Genomic DNA, 22,039 nt, shown 5'->3' on the forward strand with positions numbered 1-22,039 from the left:
TTGCGTCGCGGACACCTGACCCCGCCCGCCGCGTGGTCGGCGTGGGCACTGTGGGGACTCCGCCGCCTGGCCGGCGGCATCGGGGTGCTCTGGGCCGTCGCGACGATCGTGTTCGTCGCGATCCGGCTGATCCCCGGCGACCCGGCGCTCGCGATCCTCGGCGGCCCGGGCTCGCAGGCATCCGCGGAGGCGGTGGCCCATGTGCGGCAGGAGTACGGACTCGACCGTCCGGTGCTCGTGCAGTACGCGGTGTTCCTCGGCCGGCTGGCGACCGGGCAGCTCGGTGACTCGTACGCCTTCCGGACCCCGGTCGCGACGCTCCTCGGTCAACAGCTCCCCGTGACGCTGACGCTCGCGGCGCTCGGCCTCGTCGTGGCGTGGGCGCTCGCGATCGTCGCCGCGTGGTGGTCGACGCAGCGGGGCCGGTTCGCCGCCGGGCTGACCAGCGCGTTGAGCGTCACCGCGAGCGTGACACCGCACTTCTGGCTCGGCAGCGTGCTCATCGTCGTGTTCGCGAGCGCGCTCGGGTGGGTGCCCGCGGTCAGCGACGGAACGGTACGCGGGTGGGTGCTCCCCGTGGTCACGGTCGCGGTGCCGGTCGCCGGCTACCTCGCCGAGACCGTCCGGGACGGCGTGGTCGACGCCCAGCGGTCCGCGTTCGCCCTCGCCGCCCGCAGCCGGGGCGAGACCCGCGCCGGGCTGTTCGGGCGGCACCTGCTCCGGCACGCCGCGCTCCCGGGGATCGCGCTGTCCGCGTGGGCGTTCGGCTCGCTCGTGTCCGGCGCCGTCGTCGTCGAGTCGGTCTTCGCGCTCCCGGGCATCGGGCGCGCGCTGGTGACCGCCGTGACGCAGCGCGACATGCCGCTCGTGACGGGCATCGCGCTCGTCTCGGCCGCGGCGTACGTGGTGGTGCTCGCCGTCGCGGACCTCGTCGAACGCGCCGTGGACCCGAGGACGGCCCGGACCACCGAGGACGGCCGCGCACGACGCCGCAGCCCGGGCGCCACCAGCGCCGAGGCGGGCGCACGGTGAGCGGCATCGCCGAGCCGCGCCTCCAGGCCGGTGCCCAGGGCGACCCGACCACCGGCCGGTCCGAGCGATTCCGTGGGGGGACGCTCGGCCCGGCCGGCACGATCGCTGCCGCCGTCGTCGCCCTGGCGGTCGTCGCGGCGGTCTGGCCGGGGCTGCTCGGCGGCGGGGACCCACTCGCGGTGCACCCATCCGAGGCCCTGACCGCGCCGAACCCCCAGCATGTGTTCGGCACCGACGAATCCGGCCGCGACGTCCTCGCGCGCGTCGTCGCGGGCACCCGGGGGTCGCTCCTCGTCGGGGTGGTCGCCACGCTCGTCGGTGGCGGGGTCGGCGTGGTGCTCGGCGTCGTCGCGGGCCTGGGCGGCAGGCTCGTCGACGCCGTCGTCGGGCGCGTCACCGAGGTGGCGTTCGCGCTCCCGCTCCTCCTCGTCGCGCTCGTGGTCATCGCGGTGACCGGGCCCGGCCCCGTCCCCGCGATGCTCGCCGTCGGGTTCGCGACCGCCCCCGGGTACGCGCGGATCGTCCGCGGACTCGTGCGGAGCGCACGGCACTCGCAGGTCGTCGAGACCGCCGTCGTCATGGGCCGCTCCCCCGCCCGCATCGTCCTCCGGCACGTGCTGCCCGCGGCGCTCTGGCCCGTCGTGGCCGTCGCGACGCTCGGGGTCGGGCAGGCGATCGTGTGGGCCTCGGCGCTGAGCTACCTCGGCGTCGGGACGCCCCCGCCGGCTCCGGAGTGGGGCGCGATGCTCGCCGACGGCCGGACCTACCTCGAGACCGCCCCGTGGATGAGCACGTTCCCCGGACTCGCGATCGTCGTGCTCGCGACCGCGGTGACCGTGCTCGGGCGAGCCGTCCGACGGACAGGAGTCGTCCGGTGAACGTGCTCGACATCCACGGGCTCACGGTCGCGATCGGTGGCCGGACCGTCGTGCAGGACGTCGCGCTGCGCGTGGCGGCCGGCGAGTGCGTCGCCCTCGTCGGAGCGTCCGGCTCCGGGAAGACCGTCACCGCCCGGGCGGCACTCGGTCTGTCCGCCCCCGGCTCGGCGGTGCGCGTCGACCGGCTCACCGTCACCGGTCTCGACGTCCGGGCGTTCTCGGACCGCCGGTGGCGCAGCGTGCGCGGATCCCGGGTCGGCTACGTCGGCCAGGAGGCACTCGGCGCGCTGGACCCGCTGCGACCGGTCGGACGCGAGGTCGCGGACACCCTCCGGCTGCACACCGAGATGACGGCGGCCGCCCGTGTCGAGGCGGTCCGTCGCGCACTGACGTCCGTGGGCCTCGACCCCGCGATCGCGACGGACGGACGGCTCGCGGGGACACTGTCGGGCGGGATGCGACAGCGGGCGCTCATCGCCGCAGCGACCGTCGGGAGACCGGCCCTGGTGGTCGCGGACGAGCCCACCACCGCACTCGACGCCGGCGTCGCCGTCACGGTCATGGAGCAGCTCCGCGCGGCACAGCTCGCGGGAGCCGGTCTCCTCGTCATCACGCACGACCTGGGGCTCGTCGCGGGGTGGGCGGACCGCGTGGTGGTCATGCACGAAGGACGCGTCGTCGAGGAGGGTGCCGTCGCAGCGGTGTTCGGTGCGCCGCAGCACGACGCGACGCGCGCGCTCGTGCGGGCGGCCGGTCGCGACGGGGACCCGACCCCGCCCCTGGCGGCCGGAGCGTCCGTTGCACGACCGGAGGCGGGGCCCGGGCCGGGTCCGGTACTCGCCGTCGAGGGACTCCGCCGTTCGTTCGGGGAGGTCCCAGCGGTCGACGGGGTGTCGTTCGACCTCGCGCGGGGGCGGGTCCTCGGCGTGATCGGTGCGTCCGGCTCCGGCAAGACGACGCTCGCGCGGATCCTCCTCGGACTCGAGGAGCCCGACGCCGGCACGGTGACGCTCGACGGCGCGCCGTGGGTGCCGCTCGACGAGCGCGACCGCCGACCGCTCCGGCACCGCGTGGCCGCCGTGGTGCAGGACCCCGGCGCGACCTTCGACGAGCGGTGGAGCGTCGAACGGGTGCTCGCCGACGCGTTCTCCGACGGGACCGAACGCTCCGCGCGTGGATCCCTCGACGCCCGGGTCGACGCCGCACTCGAGCAGGTCGGCCTCGACCCGACGCTGCGGCGTCGCTCCCCCCTCACGCTGTCCGGCGGGCAACGGCAGCGGCTCGCGATCGCCCGGGCGCTGGCGACCTCGCCCGAGGTGATCGTCCTCGACGAGCCCGTCACCGCACTCGACGCCACGGTGCAGGACGCGGTGTTGTCCCTGCTCGAACGACTGCGGGACAGCACGGGCGTGGCGATGGTGTTCGTGTCGCACGACCTCCGGGCCGTGCGACGGATGGCGGACGACGTGCTGGTCGTGCACGAGGGCCGCGTGGTGGAGCACGGCCCCGCCGCGTCGGTGTTCGACCGGCCGACCCACGCCGTGACGGCGAGGCTCCTGCGGGCCGCGGAGCGGCTCGCAGAGGGCCCGCGGTCGGACGCCGGCGCCGCGTAGCGCGCCCGGCGCGCGGGAGTTTTCGGGCTCAGCGACAGTTCACGCGCCTTCGCGCGCGTGAACTGTCGCTGAGCCCGAAATCCGGCCGGCCGGCGCCCGGCGCTGAGCGCGAGACTCGGGCCGCCACCACCGCCACCACCGCCACCGCCGCCACCGCCACCGGCGCACCGCGCCCAGGACGGCAGGAGGCGCGGCGCGACGTCCGTGGCGGACGCGCGCCGCGCCTCCTGGCCGGCGGGGAAGGGCCGCTACGAGCTCGCGGACTCCTTCGCGGGGACGTCGCCCGAGATGATCGGGATCTCGCTCGTCGAGAACTCCTTCGCCCAGTCGGACTGCGCGAGCTCCGAGGTCGGGTCGTTGTAGTCCTTGATGACCTCGGCGACCTCGTCCTCCGACGCGACCGTCGGTCCGGAGCCCATGAGCGGCGACGAGGCGGTCTCCTTCGTGAAGTAGACCGCGACGAGTCCGATGACGGCGGCGAGCATGAGGTAGAAGGCGGGGATGTCCTCCGCCCAGCCGAGTCCGGCGTCCTTCGCGGCGTTGATGAGCGCGGAGGTCGCGAGCGGGGTCGTGCCGCCGAACAGGGACACCGACACGTTGAACGCGATCGCGAGCGCCCCGTACCGGATGATCGTCGGGAAGAGCGCGGGGAGCGTCGAGGGCATCGTCGAGGTGAAGGTCACCAGCACGATGCCGAGGATGAGCAGGCCCGCGAAGACCCCGACGCCGGTGCCGCCCTGCACGAGCTTGAGCGCCGGCCAGGACAGCAGGATGAAGCCGATGCACCCCGCGGCGAGCACGGGACGACGGCCGAACTTGTCGGAGAGGCGTCCGCCGAACGTGATGACGACCATCATCAGGAGCATCACGACGACGATCAGGATGAGCCCGAACGTGGCGTTCTGCCCGAGGTTCTGCTCGAGGTAGGTCGGCATGTACGACAGCAGCATGTAGTCGGTCACGTTGAACACGAGGACCAGGCCGATGCAGATGAGGAGCGAGCGCCAGTTCTCGGCGAAGAGCTTGAGGAACGGCGTCTTCTGCGACTCCCGCTCGGCGGCCTGCTCCTGCTGCTTCTGGAACGCCGGGGTCTCCTCGAGCTTCAGGCGGAGGTAGAGCCCGATGAGGCCGAGCGGACCCGCGATGATGAACGGGATGCGCCACCCCCAGCTGAGCAGGGCGTCCTCGGAGAGGCCGAACTGCAGGCCCGTGACGATCGACGCGCCGAGCACGTAGCCGGCGAGGGTGCCGAACTCGAGCCACGAGCCCATGAAGCCGCGGCGCTTGTCCGGCGAGTACTCCGCGATGAAGGTCGCTGCGCCGCCGTACTCGCCACCGGTCGAGAAGCCCTGCACGAACCGGGCGACGAGCAGCAGGATCGGCGCCCAGAACCCGATCGAGTCGTACGACGGGATCAGGCCGATCATGAGCGTGCCGGCGGCCATGAGGATCATCGTCAGCGCGAGGACCTTCTGCCGGCCGATCTTGTCGCCGATCGGGCCGAAGACGGCACCGCCGATCGGACGCACGATGAACGCGGCGGCGAAGAAGCCGAACGTGGCGACGATGTTCGCAGCTGCGTCCCCGTGGGGCAGGAACACCTGCGAGATCGTCACGGTGAGGTAGGCGAAGATGCCGAAGTCGAACCACTCCATGGCGTTGCCGAGCGCAGCGGCGGCGACGGCACGCTTGAGCAGCGACTCCTCGACGACGGTGACGTCGTCCTCGGTCAGCTTGCGGCGTGCACGCTTCACCTGGGCCTTGGTGCGCAGCGGCCGATCGCCGTGCTGACGTGTCTCGTTCGGTGCCAAATCGTTCCTCCGGTAGTGCTGTGTCTTGCCTTCGGGCGCCCGGCGGGAAGCGACTGTGCGGTCCTCGCGAACACCGCGCTCGCCGGACAAACTCCGACAGCCTACCAGATGGAGCGCTCCGACGACAGGGACCGCTACGATTGGGGCAGCGCGCAGCGTGCGCACCACACTCAGGCACCTCATCACGGACTCGGTGCCGCACATACCGATCGAAAGGCGCAGCCATGACCAAGCCCATGCCCGACAAGCCCACGGTGGACGGGCTCGAGCAGGTCTGGGGGCCGCAGTGGGAGCAGGACGGCACGTACCGCTTCGACCGCACCGGCATCACCCGCGACGACGTCTACTCGATCGACACCCCGCCGCCCACCGCCTCGGGTTCGCTGCACATCGGTCACGTGTTCTCGTACACGCACACCGACCTCAAGGCCCGGTACGAGCGCATGCGCGGCAAGCAGGTCTTCTACCCGATGGGCTGGGACGACAACGGTCTCCCCACCGAACGCCGCGTGCAGAACTACTACGGCGTCCGGTGCGACCCGCAGCTCCCCTACGACCCGGCGTTCGTGCCGCCGTTCGAGGGCGGCGACAACAAGTCGAGCAAGGCCGCCGACCAGGTCCCGGTGTCGCGCCGCAACTTCATCGAGCTTTGCGAACGCCTGACCGTGCAGGACGAGCAGCAGTTCGAGCACCTCTTCCGCACGCTCGGCCTGTCGGTCGACTGGACGCAGTCGTACCGCACGATCGACGACACCTCCCGGGCGAGCGCCCAGCGCGCGTTCCTCCGCAACCTCGAACGCGGCGAGGCGTACCAGGCCGACGCCCCGACGCTCTGGGACGTGACGTTCCGCACCGCCGTGGCGCAGGCCGAGCTCGAGGACAAGGAGATGCCCGGCGCGTACCACGGCCTGGCCTTCCACCGCCCCGACGGGCAGGACGTCGTCATCCAGACCACGCGCCCGGAGCTCCTGCCCGCGTGCGTCGCCCTCGTCGCGCACCCGGACGACGAGCGCTTCCAGGACCTCTTCGGCACCACCGTCCGCTCGCCCCTGTTCGACGTCGAGGTCCCCGTCGTCGCCCACCACCTCGCCCAGCAGGACAAGGGCGCCGGCATCGCGATGGTCTGCACGTTCGGTGACACCACCGACGTGGTCTGGTGGCGCGAGCTGCAGCTGCCGAACCGCGCGGTCATCGGCTTCGACGGCCGCGTGAAGAGCGAGACGCCGGACTGGATCGAGTCCGCGCGCGGCCAGGAGCTCTACGCCGAGATGGCCGGCAAGACCGTGTTCTCGGCGAAGAAGGTCGTCGTGGACGCCCTCACCGAGTCCGGCGAGCTGGTCGGCGAGATCACCTCGATCAACCACCCGGTGAAGTTCTTCGAGAAGGGCGACAAGCCGCTCGAGATCGTCTCGACCCGCCAGTGGTACATCGTGAACGGCGCGCGCGACGAGCAGCTCAAGAGCACGCTGCGCCGACGCGGCGAGGAGATCGCGTTCCACCCGGACTTCATGCGCGTCCGCTACGACAACTGGGTCGGTGGCCTCTCCGGCGACTGGCTGATCTCGCGGCAGCGCTTCTTCGGCGTTCCGCTGCCGGTCTGGTACCCGCTCGACGCCGACGGCAACCCGGTGTACGACAAGCCGATCGTCCCCACCGAGGCCCAGCTCCCCGTCGACCCGGCGTCCGAACCGGCACCCGGGTACGACGAGTCCCAGCGCGGCGTGCCCGGCGGGTTCCAGGGCGAGCTCGACGTGATGGACACCTGGGCGACGTCGTCGCTCACCCCGCAGCTCGCGGGCAAGTGGGAGACCGACCCGGCGCTCTACGACCTGGTGTACCCGTACGACGTCCGACCGCAGGCGCAGGACATCATCCGCACCTGGCTGTTCACGACCGTGCTCCGCAGCCAGCTCGAGGCCGACACGGTGCCGTGGAAGCACGCGTCCATCTCCGGCTTCATCGTCGACCCAGACCGCAAGAAGATGTCGAAGTCGAAGGGCAACGTCGTCACGCCGCTGTCGATCCTCGAGCAGCACGGCGCCGACGCCGTCCGCTACTGGGCGGCCTCGTCGAAGCTCGGCACGGACGCGGCCTTCGACCCGCAGAACCCGAAGCAGATCAAGGTCGGCCGTCGCCTGGCGATCAAGGTCCTCAACGCCGCGAAGTTCGTGTACGGCTTCCCGCTGCCCGAGGGCGCGACCGACGTCACCGAGCCGCTCGACGTGGACATGCTCGCCGAGCTCGGCTCCGTGATCGACCAGGCCACGACCGCGTTCGACGGGTTCGACCACGCCCGTGCCCTCGAGGTCATCGAGCGCTTCTTCTGGACCTTCTGCGACGACTACCTCGAGCTCGTCAAGGAGCGTGCGTACGGCACGGCGACCGAGGCGACGCACGAGACGCAGGCGAGCGCGGTGCTCGCGCTCCGCGCCGCGATCGACGCGCTGCTGCGCCTGCTCGCACCGTTCCTCCCGTTCGCGACCGAGGAGGTGTGGGCCTGGACCCACGAGACGAGCGTGCACCGCGCCTCCTGGCCGACCCGTGCCGAGCTGCCCACGCAGGCCGAGCCGACGGGCCTCCTCGCAGCCGTGGGCCAGGCGCTCATCGGCATCCGCGGGGCGAAGACGGCGGCGAAGGCGTCCCAGAAGACGCCCGTGACGCGGGCGGTGGTCGCCGCGCCGGCCGAGACGCGTGCACTCATCGAGCGCGCAGCGGTCGACCTGGCGGCCGTGGGCCGTGTCGAGAACCTGTCGTTCGTGGACGGCGAGGAGCTCGCCGTCACCGACATCGAGCTGGCGGAACAGCAGGCGTAGCGTCGGGCGGACGGGCCGGGTCGCCTCGGCGATCAGGCCCGTCCACACCGGGACTGGAGGCACGGATGCAGTTGGGAACGCGCTGGAACGTGGGTGGGGAGCCGCCTGCGCGCCTGCCCGAGGCGATGGTCGTCGCCGTGCGTGGCGTCGAGGACGAACTCACCTCGGAGTCGGTCGACACGACGGGATGGGGCTGGACCCTGACCTTCCTCGAGGGCAAGCCCATCGTCACGCTGGACGACGGCACGGCGATCCACCTCGACGACGCCGGACACGCCCAGGTGACCAACCCGGACGACGCCGCGGAAGAGGACTGACGCACCGACGACGAGAGCCGCCGGCCCGGACGGGTCGGCGGCTCTCGTCGTGCGAGGGGTCGGCTACTTCCGGAGCCAGCCCAGGAGCGCCTCGTTCACCTCGGCGGTGTGCGTGGTGAGCAAGCCGTGCGGGGCGCCCTCGATCTCGACGTACTCCGCGTGCGGCAGGGCCTTCGTGAAGCGACGACCGGTGGCATCGATCGGCAGGATGTTGTCCGCCGTGCCGTGCAGGATGAGGGCGGGGACGGTGACCTTCGGGATGTCCTGACGGAAGTCGGTCGGCCAGGTGAGCGGGGCCGCGGCGGAGGCGATCGCACCCGATCCCGCGGCGACGTTCCAGGCGTTCCGGACCTGCTCCTCGGAGATGCGCTTCCCGAGGTTCTCGTCGAGGTTGAAGAAGTCCCGGTAGAAGTTCGTGAAGTAGGCGTACCGGTCCTGCCGGACGTCGGCGGCGATGCCCTCGAAGAACGACATCGGAGCGGCACCGTCCGGGTTGTCGTCGGTGATGGCGAGGTACGGCTCGAGGGAGGCCAGGAACGCCACCTTCGCGATCCGGTCCTCGCCGTGGCGGCCGATGTAGCGGGCGATCTCGCCGGTGCCCATCGAGAAGCCCACGAGGATCACGTCGCGCAGGTCGAGCGTCTCGAGCACGGTGTGCAGGTCGTCGGCGAAGGTGTCGTAGTCGTACCCGGTCGACGGCTGCGAGGACTGGCCGAAGCCCCGACGGTCGTACGTGACGACGCGGTACCCGGCGTCGAGGAGGGCCGGGACCTGCCCTTCCCAGGAGTTGCCGTCGAGGGGGAAGCCGTGGATCAGCACGATCGGCTGTCCGCTCCCCTTGTCCTCGTAGTGCAGCTCGATGTCGACGCTGTTCTCGGTCCCGACGGTGATGGCGCCCATGGTCGTTCCTTCCCTAGCCCGCGGAGAACGATCGTTCTCCGTCGATGTCGACTACACTAGAGAACGGCCGTTCCCCGCGCAAGTCCGGGACGGTGAACCCGCAGCGAACAGAGGACGACCATGGCCACCAGCACCGTCGAACCCGACGTCCGGGCACACATCGTCGACGTCGCCGACCGGCTCTTCTACGCCCGGGGCATCCAGTCGGTCGGCATGGACGAGATCCGCACCGGCGCCGGGGTCTCGCTCAAGAAGCTCTACGCCACGTTCCCCGGCAAGGAGCAGCTCATCGCGGCCGTCCTCGCCGGACGCCATGACGTCTGGGAGCGCGGGGTGCACGGAGCCGTCGACGCCGCAGCGACGCCGCGCGACAAGCTCCTCGCGATGTACGACTTCCTCGAGTCCTGGTTCGGCGACGACACGTTCCGGGGCTGCGGGTTCATCAACGCGTTCGGCGAACTCGGTGCGACCTCACCCGCGGTCGCTGAGATCGCCCGCGACCACAAGGACTCCTTCCAGCGCTTCGTCGCCGGACTGGCCGCTTCGGCGGTCGACGACCCCGCCGCCGCCGAGGAACTCGCAGCGCAGCTCGCGCTGCTCGCCGAAGGGGCGCAGACGACGGCGGCGATCGCCGGGTCGACCGCTCCGGCGGTGCACGCACGGCGGGCGGCGGAGACGCTCATCGACGCGGCGACGCGCGTCTGAGGGCCCGGTGGCGGACGGGAGGCGCGGGGCGGCCCGGCACCGCGCCTCCCGTCCGCCCGTCGCCCCGTCCCGCGGCACGGTCCGTAGGGTGGGGTGATGGCAACCCCGTTCGATGCACCGAGCACCCTCCCCTACGCCCTCCCGCCGTTCCGTGACGTGCGGCTCGAGCACTACCGGCCCGCGTTCGACGCCGGCATGGCCGAGCAGCGTGCCGAGGTGGAGGCGATCGCGACCTCCACCGACGCGCCAACGTTCGAGAACACCCTCGTGGCGCTCGAGCGCACGGGCCAACTGCTCGCCCGCGTCAGCCACGTGTTCTTCACGCTGTCGTCGGCGGACTCCACGCCGGAGCTGCACGACCTCGAGGCCGAGGTCTCCCCGCTCCTCGCCGCGCACCGCGACGCGATCACCCTCGACGGCCGACTGTACGAGCGGGTCACCGCCGTGCGGGACACCCTCGGGGAACGGACCGACCTCACCGACGAGGACCGGCGGCTCGTCGAGCGCACCCACACCGAGATGACCCTCGCCGGTGCCGGGCTCGACGACGCCGGCAAGGAACGCCTCACCGCGATCAACCAGGAGCTCTCCACGCTCACGACCACGTTCGAGCGGAACCTGCTCGAGGACACCAACGACCTCGCCGTGCACGTGACCGCCGAGGACGAGCTCGAAGGACTGGACGACGGCGCGAAGTCGGCCGCTGCCGCTGCTGCCGCCGACCGGGGGCTGGACGGCTGGCTCATCACGCTCCCGCTGTACACCGGTCACCCGTGGCTCGCGACCCTGGCCGACCGGGGTCTGCGGGAACGGATCATGCGCGCCTCGCTCTCGCGCGGACGCCGCGGCAACGAGCACGACAACCGCGACGTCCTGCTGCGGATCGTCCGGCTCCGAGCCGAACGTGCCGAGCTGCTCGGCTTCCCGAACCACGCCGCGGTCGTCACCGCCGACGAGACCGCGGGCACGCCCGAGGCCGTCGACGGCCTGCTGTCGTCCCTCGTCCCCGCCGCCGCGGCGAACGCCGACGACGAACGAGCCGTCCGGTCCCGCACCGTCGGGTTCGACATCGAGGCGTGGGACTGGGCGTACGCGACCGAGCTGCTGCGCGGTGAGCAGTTCGCCGCCGACAGCTCCGCGCTGCGCCCGTACTTCGAGGCCGACCGTGTCCTGCACGACGGAGTGTTCCACGCTGCCGGCGAACTGTACGGGCTGACCTTCACCGAACGACCCGACCTGCACGGGTACAACGACGAGGTGCGGGTGTTCGAGGTGCACGGGTCCGACGGTGAGCCGGTCGGCCTCTACCTGCTCGACCTCTACACGCGCGACGGCAAGCGCGGCGGGGCGTGGATGAACCCCGTGGTGGAGCAGTCCGCCCTGCTCGGCACACTGCCCGTCGTCGTGAACAACCTCAACGTCGCCAAGCCCGCTGCAGGGTCGCCGACGCTCCTCATCCAGGACGAGGTCGAGACGCTCTTCCACGAGTTCGGCCACGCGCTGCACGGGCTCATCGCCCGCACCACGTACCCGCGCTTCTCGGGCACGAACGTCGAGCGCGACTTCGTGGAGTTCCCGTCGCAGGTGAACGAGATGTGGGTGTCGTGGCCGTCCGTCCTGGCGAACTACGCCAAGCACCACGAGACCGGGGAGCCCCTGCCGCCGGAACTCGTGCTCGGGCTCAGCGACTCGGCCGGGTTCAACGAGGGCTTCGCCACCACGGAGTACCTCGCCGCCGCGCTGCTCGACCAGGCGTGGCACCGGCTCTCGGCGGCCGATGCCGCTTCCGTGACGTCGGTCGAGGACTTCGAGCGTGACGCACTCCGTGCCGCCGGGGTGGACGTGGCTGCCGTCCCGCCGCGGTACTCGTCGACGTACTTCGCGCACACGTTCTCGGGCGGGTACGACGCCGGGTACTACGGGTACATCTGGTCCGAGGTGCTCGACGCGGACACGGTGGAGTGGTTCCGGGAGAACGGTGGGCTCTCGCGGGAGGCCGGGCGGCGGTTCGCGTCGAAGCTGCTCGGCGTGGGCGGGGCGAAGGACCCGCTCGAGGCGTACCGGGACTTCCGCGGGCGCGACGCCGAGGTGGGGCCGCTGCTGCGGCGCCGCGGGCTGGAGTAGCGCGGCGCGCGGCGCGGCGCGCGGCGCGCGGCGCGCGGCGCGGCGCCGCCCGGTGTCGAACCACGGANGGATCCGACATCGAACCAGGTCCCACACCTGGTTCGACGTCGGATCCGTGGTTCGACGCTCAACGCGACCGCCCCGCCGCCCCGGCGCCGCACGCCGAAGGGCCCGCGCCGATCGACGGCACGGGCCCTTCCGGACGACAGCAGCGGCCGCGCCGCCGCTACGCCGACTTCTCGACGCGCTTCGCGCGCGGCCTCGGCACGATCGTGGGCGCTGCGTTCTCGAGCACGGACTCGCGGGTGATCACGACGCGCGCGACGTCGTCGTCCGAGGGCACCTCGAACATCACCGGGCCGAGCACTTCTTCGAGGATGGCCCGCAGCCCACGAGCACCGGTCTGCCGCAGGACGGCGAGGTCCGCGATCGCCTCGAGCGCACCCCGGTCGAACTCGAGCTCGACACCGTCGATCGCGAACATCCGCTGGTACTGCTTCACGAGGGCGTTCTTCGGCTCGGTCAGGATCCGCATGAGTGCCGACTGGTCGAGCTGCGACACCGTGGTCACGACGGGCAGACGCCCGATGAACTCCGGGATGAGCCCGAACTTGTGGAGGTCTTCGGGGAGGACGTCGGCGTAGAGGTCCTGCTGGTCGAGCGGGCTGTGCAGCGGCGCCCCGAAGCCGATCCCGCGCTTGCCGACGCGCGACGACACGATGTCCTCGAGCCCGGCGAACGCCCCCGCCACGATGAACAGCACGTTCGTCGTGTCGATCTGGATGAACTCCTGGTGCGGGTGCTTCCGTCCGCCCTGCGGGGGAACCGACGCGACGGTCCCTTCGAGGATCTTGAGCAGTGCCTGCTGCACGCCCTCGCCCGAGACGTCGCGGGTGATCGAGGGGTTCTCGGCCTTCCGCGCGATCTTGTCGACCTCGTCGATGTAGATGATGCCGGTCTCGGCACGCTTCACGTCGTAGTCGGCGGCCTGGATGAGCTTCAGGAGGATGTTCTCGACGTCCTCACCGACGTACCCGGCCTCGGTCAGGGCGGTGGCGTCCGCGACGGCGAACGGCACGTTGAGCCGCTTCGCCAGGGTCTGCGCGAGGTAGGTCTTGCCGCAGCCGGTCGGCCCGATGAGCAGGATGTTCGACTTCGCGATCTCGACGTCGTCACGGTCTTCCGCCGCGGTGATCTGCCCCTGCGCACGGATGCGCTTGTAGTGGTTGTAGACGGCGACGGCCAGGGAGCGCTTCGCCGGGTCCTGCCCGATGACGTACTCCTGCAGGAAGTCGAAGATCTCGCGCGGCTTGGGGAGCTCGAACTCACCGCTGGCAGTGTCTTCACCCGCTTCGGCGAGACGTTCCTCGATGATCTCGTTGCACAGCTCCACGCACTCGTCGCAGATGTACACGCCGGGTCCGGCGATGAGCTGCTGGACCTGCTTCTGGCTCTTGCCGCAGAAGGAGCACTTGAGCAGGTCAGCGCTCTCTCCGATGCGTGCCATGTCGGTGCCCTCCCTGGTTGACCGAAGCAGGTCGACGACCTGCCCGACTTGTGGACGAGCCTAATCGCAACCGGTGACACCGGCTGCGACGCCGAGCCGGTTTCGGCGGCTGCGTTCGCCCAGGGCGTTCGATCCTGCTACCGTGGTGCCGACTCCTCTACAAGTTGTAGAACTCCGCCCGGAAGGAACGCCATGTCCAAGCGCCTCGCCGTCGTCGGCACCGCGACCCTCGGCGTCACCGCTGCCATCGTCCTCGGCACCGCGGGGGTCGCGAGCGCGCACGTCTCGGCGACGGCCACGTCGACCGCGGCGAACTCCTACACGACGGCGACGTTCTCGGTCCCCCACGGGTGCGACGGCTCCCCCACGACGAAGATCGAGTTCCAGGTGCCGGAGTCCGTCATCGAGGTCACGCCGACGGTCAACCCGAACTGGACGATCTCGAAGACGACCGAGCCCTACACGAGCCCCTCGGCGTCGGCGGACGGCGAATCCACCGAGGACGCCGCACAGCGCGTCACGAGCGTCACGTGGACGGCGAAGACGCCCCTGCCCGCCGACGAGCGCGACACGTTCTCGCTCTCCTTCTCCCTGCCGGACGGCAAGCCCGGGGACCTCGTCGAGTTCCCCGCGCTGCAGACCTGTGAGAAGGGCTCGGTCGAGTGGAACCAGGAGCAGAAGGCGGGCGAGGCCGAGCCGGAGCACCCCGCACCCTCGATCACCCTGACCGCTGCCGTGCCGACGTCCGACGACGGTGACCCCGTCGCCGCCACCCCGACGGCCGAGGCCGCGTCCACGAGCACCTCGAGCGACCCCGACCTCGTCGGGCGGTTCCTCGGCCTCGGCGGTCTGGTCCTCGGAGCGATCGCCCTGGTCGTCGCGGTCGCGAACACGCGCCGGCGGAGCGCGTCCAAGTGACGCCCAACGCGCGTCCGGCGCACGGCCGACGGTCACGGGGAACGTCGGCCGGGCGGGCCTGGAGGATCGTGGCCGGTTCCGCAGCAGCGCTCGCCATCGCGGGCGGTGCGGTCCTGGGCCTCGCTGGTCCTGCCAGCGCGCACAACTACATGGTGGCGTCGACGCCGAAGGTGGACGGGACGCTGACGTCGCTGCCGGACCGTTTCGAGATCACGACGAACGACAAGCTGCTCGACATCGGTGGCACCGACTCCGGCTTCGCGTACCGGATCGTCGGTCCGGACGGGAAGTACTACGAGAACGGCTGCCTCGACGTCGACGGACCCTCGATGACCACGAAGGCCGCCCTCGGCGAGTCCGGCAAGTACACCGTCGAGTGGCAGATCATCTCGGCGGACGGACACACCGTGTCCGACGAGTACTCGTTCACGTGGAAGGCGCCGGCCGGGTCCACGCCGGCGAAGGGTGCCGCGAAGCCCCCGGTCTGCGCCACCTCGGGCGGGAGCGGCAACGGCGCGAGTGCGAGTGCCGACACCACCACGGGCACGGCGTCAGGCGACACCGACTCGGCCGCCTCGGACGCGATCTGGATCGGTGCCGGCGGCATCGTCCTCGTCGGCGTGGTCGTGGCGGTGCTGCTCCTCCTCCGTCGGCGCCCGGCTCCCGCGGCGGACGACACCGACGAGGACTGACGCGCGCCGACCCACCGGACCCGCACCGCGCCTCCAGTCCGACGACGGACGGACGACGAAGGCCCCGCACCGATCGGTGCGGGGCCTTCGAGCGTGCAGCGCTACTTGACGAGCGCCGGCAGGTTCTTGCGGCTCGTGAGGACCTGGTCGATCAGGCCGTACTCCAGAGCCTCTTCGGCGGACATGATCTTGTCACGCTCGATGTCGTTGTTGACCTGCTCCGGCGTGCGGTTCGAGTGCTTCGACAGCGTGTCCTCGAGCCAGGTGCGCATGCGGAGGATCTCCGCCGCCTGGATCTCGATGTCCGACGCCTGACCGCCGCCCTGCTGCGTCGCCGGCTGGTGGATGAGCACGCGGGCGTTCGGGAGCGCCAGACGCTTGCCGGGGGTGCCGGCAGCGAGGAGCACCGACGCGGCCGACGCCGCCTGACCGAGGCACACCGTCTGGATCTGCGGACGGATGTACTGCATCGTGTCGTAGATCGCCGTCATCGCGGTGAACGAGCCACCGGGCGAGTTGATGTACATGACGATGTCGCGGTCCGGGTCCATCGACTCGAGCACCAGGAGCTGCGCCATGATGTCGTCAGCGGACGCGTCGTCGACCTGGACACCGAGGAACACGATGCGGTCCTCGAACAGCTTCGCGTACGGGTCCTGCCGCTTGTAGCCGTAGGCCGTGCGCTCCTCGAAGCTCGGGAGGATGTAACGGTTCGACGGAGCCGGGACGTTCTGCGCGCCACCGAGCATGGGGAGATGCATTCTCGTTTCCTTTTCTTCGGTGGGTCGGGTCAGGACTGCGCGTCGGGCTCGGCGGCTTCGGTGGGGGTCTCGCCGTCGCCGACGGTTCCGCCACCGCCGACGACCTCGTTCGAGGACGCACGGAGGTGGTCGACGAAGCCGTACTCGAGGGCTTCCTGCGCCGTGAACCAGTTGTCGCGGTCGTTGTCCTTGAGGATCTGCTCGACCGTCTTGCCGGTCTGCTCCGCCGTCAGCTCCGCCATCCGCTGCTTCATGTCGAGGATGACCTTGGCCTGCGTCTGGATGTCGGCCGCGGTGCCTCCGAAGCCGCCGGACGGCTGGTGCAGGAGCACGCGGGCGTTCGGCGTGATGTACCGCTTGCCCGGCGTGCCGGACGAGAGCAGGAACTGCCCCATCGACGCGGCGAGGCCGATGCCCACCGTGACGATGTCGTTCGGCACGAACTGCATCGTGTCGTAGATCGCCATGCCGGCGGTGATCGAGCCACCGGGCGAGTTGATGTAGAGGTAGATGTCCTTCTCAGGGTCCTCGGCGGCGAGCATCAGCAGCTTCGCTGCGATCTCGTTCGAGTTGTCGTCGCGGACCTCGGAGCCGAGCCACACGATCCGGTCTCTCAGAAGGCGGTCAAAAACACTGGGGTTCAGTGTCGCTTCGGCCATGGAAAAGCTCCCGTTCAGTTGTCGCTTGTTGTCGAACTTATCGGTTGCAACGCGGCACTTCGCGTCTGTTCGCTGACGGCAATGCGACGGTGCGGGAACGAACGACGGGAGGCGCGGTGCCANCGCCTCCCGTGCGTCGTGTCGGAACGCTTACTCGGCGTCCTCCGCCGGCTCCTGCGCGACGCCCGCCGTGAAGGCGGACAGGTCGACGTCGTTGCCGTTGGTGTCCTTGACGGTCACCGTGGAGAGGACGGTCGCGACGGCCTTCGAGCGGGCCACCTCGCCGACCATGCCGGGGATCTGCCCGTTCTGGTCGATGACCTTGATGAACTCGCCCGGCTCCATGCCGTACTGCGCAGCGGCCTGGATGAGGTACTGCGTGAGCTCTTCCTGCGAGACCTGGATCTCTTCCTTCTCGGCGATCGCGTCGAGGAGGATCTGCGAACGGAAGGCCTTCTCGCTGGACTCCGCGACCTCCTTGCGGTGCTCGTCGTCCTCGAGGCGGTTCTCCTGCTCGAGGTGGCGGTGCACCTCGTCCTCGATGAGCTTCTCCGAGATCGGGATGTTGACGTCCTCGATGAGCTTCTCGACGAGCTTGTCGCGAGCCGCGGCGCCCTGACCGAAGGTCTTGGACTTGGCGATCTGCTCCTTGAGGTCCGCCTTGAGCTGGTGGATCGTGTCGAACTGGCTGGCGATCTGGGCGAACTCGTCGTCGGCCTCGGGGAGCTCGCGCTCCTTGACGGCGGTGACCGTCACGGAGATCTGGGCGGTCTCGCCTTCGCGTTCGCCGCCCACGAGCTTCGACTCGAAGGTGGTGGACTCGCCAGCGGTGAGGGAATCGAGCGCCTCGTCGATGCCCTCGAGCAGGTCGCCCGAGCCGATCTCGTAGGAGACGCCGGTGGCCGAGTCGACCTCGTCGTCGCCGATGGTGGCGGTGAGGTCGATCTGGGCGAAGTCACCCTTGGTCGCCGGGCGGTCGACCGTGACGAGCGTGCCGAAGCGGGTGCGGAGGTTCTGCAGCTCCTCCTCGATCTCGTCGTCGGTGACGTCGACGGCATCGACCGTGAGCTCGTAGTTCGCGTAGTCCGGCAGGTCGAACTCGGGACGGACGTCCACCTCGAAGGTGAGGACGAGGTCACCCGTGAAGTCCTTGACGTTCGGCAGCTCGGCGACGTCGGCCTCGGCACGACCGAGGATGCGCAGCTCCTGCTCCTCCACCGCCTGGCGGTAGAAGTTGTCGATGGCGTCGCCGACGGCGTGGTTCAGGACCTCGCCGCGGCCGACACGCTGGTCGACGATCGCCGGCGGGACCTTGCCCTTGCGGAAGCCGGGGATGTTGATCTGCTCGGCGATGTGCTTGTACGCGTGGTCGATGCTCGGCTTGAGATCTTCCGGCGTCACGTTCACGGTGAGCTTGACGCGGGTGTCGCTCACCTTGTCGACGGTGCTGGTGGCCAAGGGATGTTCTCCTGTTGGTTGACGTTCGTGTGGTCCTGGTCGGGGCGACAGGATTTGAACCTGCGACCTCCCGCTCCCAAAGCGGGCGCTCTACCAAGCTGAGCTACGCCCCGTTTGACTGGGCCAGGGGTGTCCGCCCACGCCGGCAGGCGCATGCGACGCCGACGAGTCTAGCGGTCCCCCGGCGCTCGGTTCCCGGGAGCTTCGTCAGTCGTCCCCGGCGCGATCCCGCAGGTCCTTGCGCCACCGCAGGCCGACGACGACCTGCACGCCGAGCGCGGCGAGTCCGAGCACGATGCCGGCGATGACCCGCCCCACGTGCAGGAGCGCGTGCACCGGCTGCGTGGTCGGGTCCCCGAAGAGGCCCGGGCGCAGCGAGAACACGACCGCGGCGAGGAGCACGAGCACGTACGAGACGACCCGGGCGCGCTTGATCCGACGGGCGTCGGCGTCGCTCGGCGGGAGCGTGACGCGTGGTGGCATGTCGGTCGTCGTTCGTCCGCTACGATGATGGGGCTGCTGCGACTCGTGCGCAGCCGCGGGGATGTAGCTCAATGGTAGAGCCCCAGTCTTCCAAACTGGCCACGCGGGTTCGATTCCCGTCATCCCCTCCCTTGTGGCTACTGGCAAGTAGGTCAGTCCGGACGACGGACGCTCAGGCCGAACCCCTCCAGAACCCCTCGGTCTCTGTATGCTCTCGCCATGAACGACAGGCCGCAGGACCGACGCCCGGTCGTGCGATTTCGTCATAGCGACCTCATCATCGGGCCGAAATTCTGGTGGGGCTGCGTGATGGGAGCTGTTCTCGTCGTTCTCGGCGTGCTAGTGACGCCATCGAACGGATGGGCTGGGGCAGGCATCGGGGTAGCGGGCATCCTGGGCGCGAGCCTCGGGGCTCTCTTCCAGCCCACCCCGCGCGAGCGCGACCTAACCGCGAACGGTGCGAGCGCCGTGCGCGGACTCGTCCATATCGCCCAGGACGTGGAGAACGCGCAGGTGCTGGTCGCGCAACTGACACAAGCTGCCCCACGAAGCGTCCGGCTGCATGACGGACTGGGGGATACGCAGGAACGCCTGGAAGCCGTACGGGTAGCCATCTATGCGGCGATGGCGGAATGGGACACCGTCGCACCCGGCTCGCTGGAAGAAGTCAACCGCTTGCGCGAAGAAGGGCAGCGCGCGTTCGAGATGCTCGCCAGGGCAAGCCAAGATCAAGAAGGAGCTCAACATGAGTGACGGAGCCGTCGAAGTCGCCCACGACCCCGATGGTGACCCACGCATCCGCGGCAAAGTCGCCGAGGTCGTGAGTGACCGAGAGGTGATCCTCAACCGGGGCGCTGATCACGGGGTGCGGGCCGGGATGTACTTCGCGATCCTCGACCCTGGAGCGGTAGGCATCACCGACCCAGATACGAACGAACCGCTCGGCGACATCAAGGTCGTGAAGATCGTGGTGCGTGCCATTGAGGTCGCCCCGAAGATCACGCTCGCTCGCACGTTCCGCACTCGCAGGGTCAACGTGGGGGGTACCGGTGGCTTGGGCCTCCGGTCCTTCGCAGCCGCCCTTCAAGAACCGGAATACGTGGACAAGGTTGAGAAGCTCACCCTCGACAAGAATTCACCACGAAAAATCGACCCGAAGGACTCGGTCGTGGGTAGAGGCGACCCGTTCGAGTCGGCGGAGCCGGAAGAAGTAGAGGACGTTCGGTCGATCACCGTTTGGGAGGAACCGACGTACTAGGTGACCTGAGCTCGGGCGCCGGCCCCTCCGAGGGAACGCGCGCGAGAGAACACATGGGGTGAGGTACTGTCAGCTCGTGGTCATGACCGAGAACAAGCTTGCCGACATCCCGGAGCTCGTCTCCCACGTCTTGGACCTGAAGCCGGAGAAGCAGTTCTGGTTTCGAGGCCAGGGGTGCTCACATCGACATCTCATGCCGTCCTTGTGGCGAAGGCTGAAACCAGCGGCCGGACAAGCCGAGGTCTCTTCCACTCAGGTGCTCGAACTTGAAACTCGTCTTCTGACACGGTTCCGCCAGAGGAGCCTTCCGTACTGGCCTGCGGGCTACCCCCAGACGGACTGGGAACACCTGTTCGCGATGCAGCACTACGGCCTGCCCACGCGCCTCCTTGACTGGTCCACAAACCTCCTCATGGCCGTGTACTTCGCGCTTGACCACGACGCCACGCGGTGCGAGTGCGGCACCGGCGCTTGCGAACCGGCAATCTGGATCCTGGACCCCGTCAAGCTGAATCGCACTAATCCTCGCCTCGACGGACTGCCGGTCGGAATCATGGCGACCACGGACAAGCTACTAGAGCAATGGGAACCAGGCGTTCTAGACAACCAGTTCGCGCCCGCACCCGTCGCCATCTATGGCACTTATAACAGCGACCGAATCGCCGCCCAGAGCGGAGCCTTCACCGTGTCTGGCAAAACGATGGTTCCACTCGACGAAACCGCTCCGCCGGCCGAGGTGCTCCGCAAGATCGTACTCACCGGGGAACCTGAGCAGATCCGTCAGCAGCTTTCATTGATGGGCATTACTCGGTCAAGCGTGTATCCGGGCCTCGCCGAACTGGCTCAAGACATCGCAAATGAGGAGATCGAATGAACAGTCTGGAAGAGCAGATTTCCGCTGCTCGACGCGAGGTCTCTGCAGACACGATCAGCATGTCAGTGAGCGAACTCACTAGCTTGTACAGAGAGGGCGTGCTCATCATTCGTCCGGAGTTCCAACGGCTTTTCCGCTGGACGGACGACCAGAAGAGTCGGCTAGTCGAAAGCATCATTCTTGGAATCCCGATTCCGTCGATCTTCGTCGCTCAAGACGACACCGGGAAATGGGAACTCGTTGATGGATTGCAGCGAGTCAGCACCCTGCTTCAGCTCCAGGGACTCCTTCCCGACCTCGAAGGCAAGAAGGAACCGCTCGTCCTCGCTGCTACTACGTACCTCCCTGACCTTGAGGGTAAGACCTGGGGAGGTTCAGGTTCAGCGTCTCTGACGGACGCACAGATGCTCGACGTGCGACTAGCGCGTCTGGATATTCGCGTCATCAAGCGGAGTTCCGACCCGAAAGCAAAGTTCGACCTTTTCCAGCGACTGAACAGCTACGGGTCGATCCTCACACCCCAGGAGATCCGAACTGCTCTCATCGCAGGTGTGAACAGCGAGGTTCTTGCCTGGCTGCACCAGCTCAGTAGCAACGACAACTTCGTTCAGACGATGGCCCTCGGCGACCGCCTAATTGATGAGCAGTTTGACCTGGAACTCATTCTCCGATTCCTGATGCTGCATGACCGCGAGATTAAGGGCAAGCGCGGAGGGCTGGGTGACTTCCCGACGAAGCTGGACAACTGGGCCCTCAACTTCGCGGAGCAGTTTCCGGCTCGCTCCACGGAGCTCCGGAAAGTGTTTGACACAACCTTCAGTATCATCGCGGCCCACGGATCTGAAGCCGTTTTCCGCAAGTGGGATGTACAGCGTTCGAGTTTCCGCGGCGGCTTTTCCAGCACGTCATTCGAGGCTATTGCCCTCGGTATCGGGTATCACGTTTCAACGGGCACTAGCTACCGAACAGATGTGCTGGACGCGGCAAAGGCACTGTGGTCAACCTTGCCCCAAACCCTAGGCACGACGACTGGCCTCGCCACCGGCGACCGTTTTGCCAAGACAGTGCCGCTGGGGAGGCAACTCATGGCCGAGCAGACACCCTAAGCCTTTGCCACGAACGCCTCGAACCGCGCGATCTGGTCGTAGTCGGTCGGGTACAGGTGTCCGTAGATGGTGTCCGTCGTGGAAACGGACGCGTGTCCCATCCATCGGCTGACCTCATACGGCTTGAAGC

At 69.2% G+C, this 22,039-nt stretch carries 20 protein-coding genes and 2 tRNA genes; 14 read left to right on the top strand and 8 right to left on the bottom strand.

What is annotated here, in order from left to right; translation table 11 throughout:
* Genes ACTJKO_RS10245 through ACTJKO_RS10255 form a run of 3 tightly spaced genes read left to right on the top strand, consistent with a single transcriptional unit; the run spans window position 1 to window position 3,523 of the window.
* The gene (locus ACTJKO_RS10245) at window positions 1–1,032 is read left to right on the top strand and encodes an ABC transporter permease (RefSeq protein ID WP_440688292.1); all 1,032 of its coding nucleotides are present in this window, start codon (window positions 1–3) and stop codon (window positions 1,030–1,032) included.
* On the top strand, window positions 1,029–1,910 hold the full coding sequence (locus tag ACTJKO_RS10250; protein ID WP_440688294.1) for an ABC transporter permease: 882 nt from the start codon (window positions 1,029–1,031) through the stop codon (window positions 1,908–1,910). Before ACTJKO_RS10245 ends, ACTJKO_RS10250 begins: the two co-directional genes overlap by 4 nt.
* On the top strand, window positions 1,907–3,523 hold the full coding sequence (locus ACTJKO_RS10255) for an ATP-binding cassette domain-containing protein (protein ID WP_440688296.1): 1,617 nt from the start codon (window positions 1,907–1,909) through the stop codon (window positions 3,521–3,523). The genes ACTJKO_RS10250 and ACTJKO_RS10255 overlap by 4 nt, the downstream gene beginning before the upstream one ends.
* 248 nt (window positions 3,524–3,771) lie before the next feature.
* On the opposite strand, the gene proP is transcribed toward ACTJKO_RS10255, so the two are convergent.
* Complete coding sequence (gene proP / locus ACTJKO_RS10260; protein ID WP_440688298.1) at window positions 3,772–5,277, bottom strand: glycine betaine/L-proline transporter ProP; 1,506 nt, start codon at window positions 5,275–5,277, stop codon at window positions 3,772–3,774.
* Window positions 5,278–5,558: 281 nt separating this feature from the next.
* Between proP and valS the strand changes: the two genes are divergently transcribed.
* Window positions 5,559–8,147 carry a valine--tRNA ligase gene (gene valS, locus ACTJKO_RS10265; RefSeq protein WP_440688300.1) on the top strand — a complete coding sequence of 863 codons (2,589 nt, stop codon included), beginning with the start codon at window positions 5,559–5,561 and terminating at the stop codon, window positions 8,145–8,147.
* Between the two features lie 65 nt (window positions 8,148–8,212).
* The gene (locus ACTJKO_RS10270; protein ID WP_440688302.1) at window positions 8,213–8,464 is read left to right on the top strand and encodes a hypothetical protein; all 252 of its coding nucleotides are present in this window, start codon (window positions 8,213–8,215) and stop codon (window positions 8,462–8,464) included.
* Between the two features lie 63 nt (window positions 8,465–8,527).
* Here the strand turns inward: ACTJKO_RS10270 and ACTJKO_RS10275 are convergent, their stop codons facing one another.
* Window positions 8,528–9,364 carry an alpha/beta fold hydrolase gene (locus ACTJKO_RS10275; protein ID WP_440688304.1) on the bottom strand — a complete coding sequence of 279 codons (837 nt, stop codon included), beginning with the start codon at window positions 9,362–9,364 and terminating at the stop codon, window positions 8,528–8,530.
* Window positions 9,365–9,484: 120 nt separating this feature from the next.
* Here ACTJKO_RS10275 and ACTJKO_RS10280 point away from each other — a divergent pair, with 120 nt between their 5' ends.
* Together ACTJKO_RS10280 and ACTJKO_RS10285 are read left to right on the top strand one after the other, a co-directional pair.
* Complete coding sequence (locus ACTJKO_RS10280) at window positions 9,485–10,069, top strand: TetR/AcrR family transcriptional regulator (protein WP_440688306.1); 585 nt, start codon at window positions 9,485–9,487, stop codon at window positions 10,067–10,069.
* A 96-nt stretch (window positions 10,070–10,165) separates the two neighbouring features.
* Window positions 10,166–12,193: a M3 family metallopeptidase gene (locus ACTJKO_RS10285; protein ID WP_440688307.1), complete on the top strand. Its 2,028-nt coding sequence runs from the start codon at window positions 10,166–10,168 to the stop codon at window positions 12,191–12,193.
* A gap of 226 nt (window positions 12,194–12,419) precedes the next feature.
* Here ACTJKO_RS10285 and clpX read toward each other — a convergent pair whose 3' ends face one another.
* Entirely contained in the window at window positions 12,420–13,700 is a 1,281-nt protein-coding gene (clpX, locus tag ACTJKO_RS10290) for an ATP-dependent Clp protease ATP-binding subunit ClpX (protein WP_440688309.1), read from the bottom strand.
* 192 nt (window positions 13,701–13,892) lie between these two features.
* On the opposite strand from clpX, the gene ACTJKO_RS10295 reads away from it, so the two are divergent.
* Both ACTJKO_RS10295 and ACTJKO_RS10300 read left to right on the top strand, forming a co-directional pair.
* Complete coding sequence (locus ACTJKO_RS10295; RefSeq protein ID WP_440688311.1) at window positions 13,893–14,618, top strand: YcnI family copper-binding membrane protein; 726 nt, start codon at window positions 13,893–13,895, stop codon at window positions 14,616–14,618.
* Window positions 14,619–14,686: 68 nt separating this feature from the next.
* Window positions 14,687–15,310 (top strand): copper resistance CopC family protein, encoded by a 624-nt coding sequence (locus ACTJKO_RS10300; protein ID WP_440688313.1) that lies wholly within the window; start codon window positions 14,687–14,689, stop codon window positions 15,308–15,310.
* A 101-nt stretch (window positions 15,311–15,411) separates the two neighbouring features.
* Here the strand turns inward: ACTJKO_RS10300 and ACTJKO_RS10305 are convergent, their stop codons facing one another.
* The 5 genes from ACTJKO_RS10305 to ACTJKO_RS10325 form a co-directional block, all read right to left on the bottom strand.
* A complete protein-coding gene (locus ACTJKO_RS10305; RefSeq protein WP_278311974.1) occupies window positions 15,412–16,071 on the bottom strand; it encodes an ATP-dependent Clp protease proteolytic subunit in 660 nt (219 codons plus the stop codon).
* A 29-nt stretch (window positions 16,072–16,100) separates the two neighbouring features.
* On the bottom strand, window positions 16,101–16,730 hold the full coding sequence (locus tag ACTJKO_RS10310) for an ATP-dependent Clp protease proteolytic subunit (protein WP_440688315.1): 630 nt from the start codon (window positions 16,728–16,730) through the stop codon (window positions 16,101–16,103).
* A gap of 150 nt (window positions 16,731–16,880) precedes the next feature.
* Window positions 16,881–18,188, bottom strand: coding sequence for a trigger factor (tig, locus tag ACTJKO_RS10315; protein WP_440688317.1), 1,308 nt, complete (start codon window positions 18,186–18,188; stop codon window positions 16,881–16,883).
* A gap of 36 nt (window positions 18,189–18,224) precedes the next feature.
* A tRNA-Pro gene (locus ACTJKO_RS10320) sits at window positions 18,225–18,301 on the bottom strand.
* A 94-nt stretch (window positions 18,302–18,395) separates the two neighbouring features.
* A complete protein-coding gene (locus tag ACTJKO_RS10325; RefSeq protein WP_440688319.1) occupies window positions 18,396–18,671 on the bottom strand; it encodes a hypothetical protein in 276 nt (91 codons plus the stop codon).
* A gap of 57 nt (window positions 18,672–18,728) precedes the next feature.
* Between ACTJKO_RS10325 and ACTJKO_RS10330 the strand changes: the two genes are divergently transcribed.
* The 5 genes from ACTJKO_RS10330 (at window position 18,729) to ACTJKO_RS10350 (ending at window position 21,909) form a co-directional block, all read left to right on the top strand.
* Window positions 18,729–18,799, top strand: a tRNA-Gly gene (locus ACTJKO_RS10330).
* 91 nt (window positions 18,800–18,890) lie between these two features.
* Window positions 18,891–19,424 (top strand): hypothetical protein, encoded by a 534-nt coding sequence (locus ACTJKO_RS10335; protein WP_440688321.1) that lies wholly within the window; start codon window positions 18,891–18,893, stop codon window positions 19,422–19,424.
* Entirely contained in the window at window positions 19,417–19,929 is a 513-nt protein-coding gene (locus ACTJKO_RS10340) for a hypothetical protein (protein WP_440688323.1), read from the top strand. Before ACTJKO_RS10335 ends, ACTJKO_RS10340 begins: the two co-directional genes overlap by 8 nt.
* Before the next feature lie 82 nt (window positions 19,930–20,011).
* Window positions 20,012–20,803 carry an FRG domain-containing protein gene (locus ACTJKO_RS10345; RefSeq protein WP_440688413.1) on the top strand — a complete coding sequence of 264 codons (792 nt, stop codon included), beginning with the start codon at window positions 20,012–20,014 and terminating at the stop codon, window positions 20,801–20,803.
* A complete protein-coding gene (locus tag ACTJKO_RS10350) occupies window positions 20,800–21,909 on the top strand; it encodes a DUF262 domain-containing protein (protein ID WP_440688325.1) in 1,110 nt (369 codons plus the stop codon). Before ACTJKO_RS10345 ends, ACTJKO_RS10350 begins: the two co-directional genes overlap by 4 nt.
* Window positions 21,910–22,039: the final 130 nt, after the last annotated feature.

The organism is Curtobacterium sp. 22159 (assembly GCF_052045775.1).
Lineage (GTDB): Bacteria > Actinomycetota > Actinomycetes > Actinomycetales > Microbacteriaceae > Curtobacterium.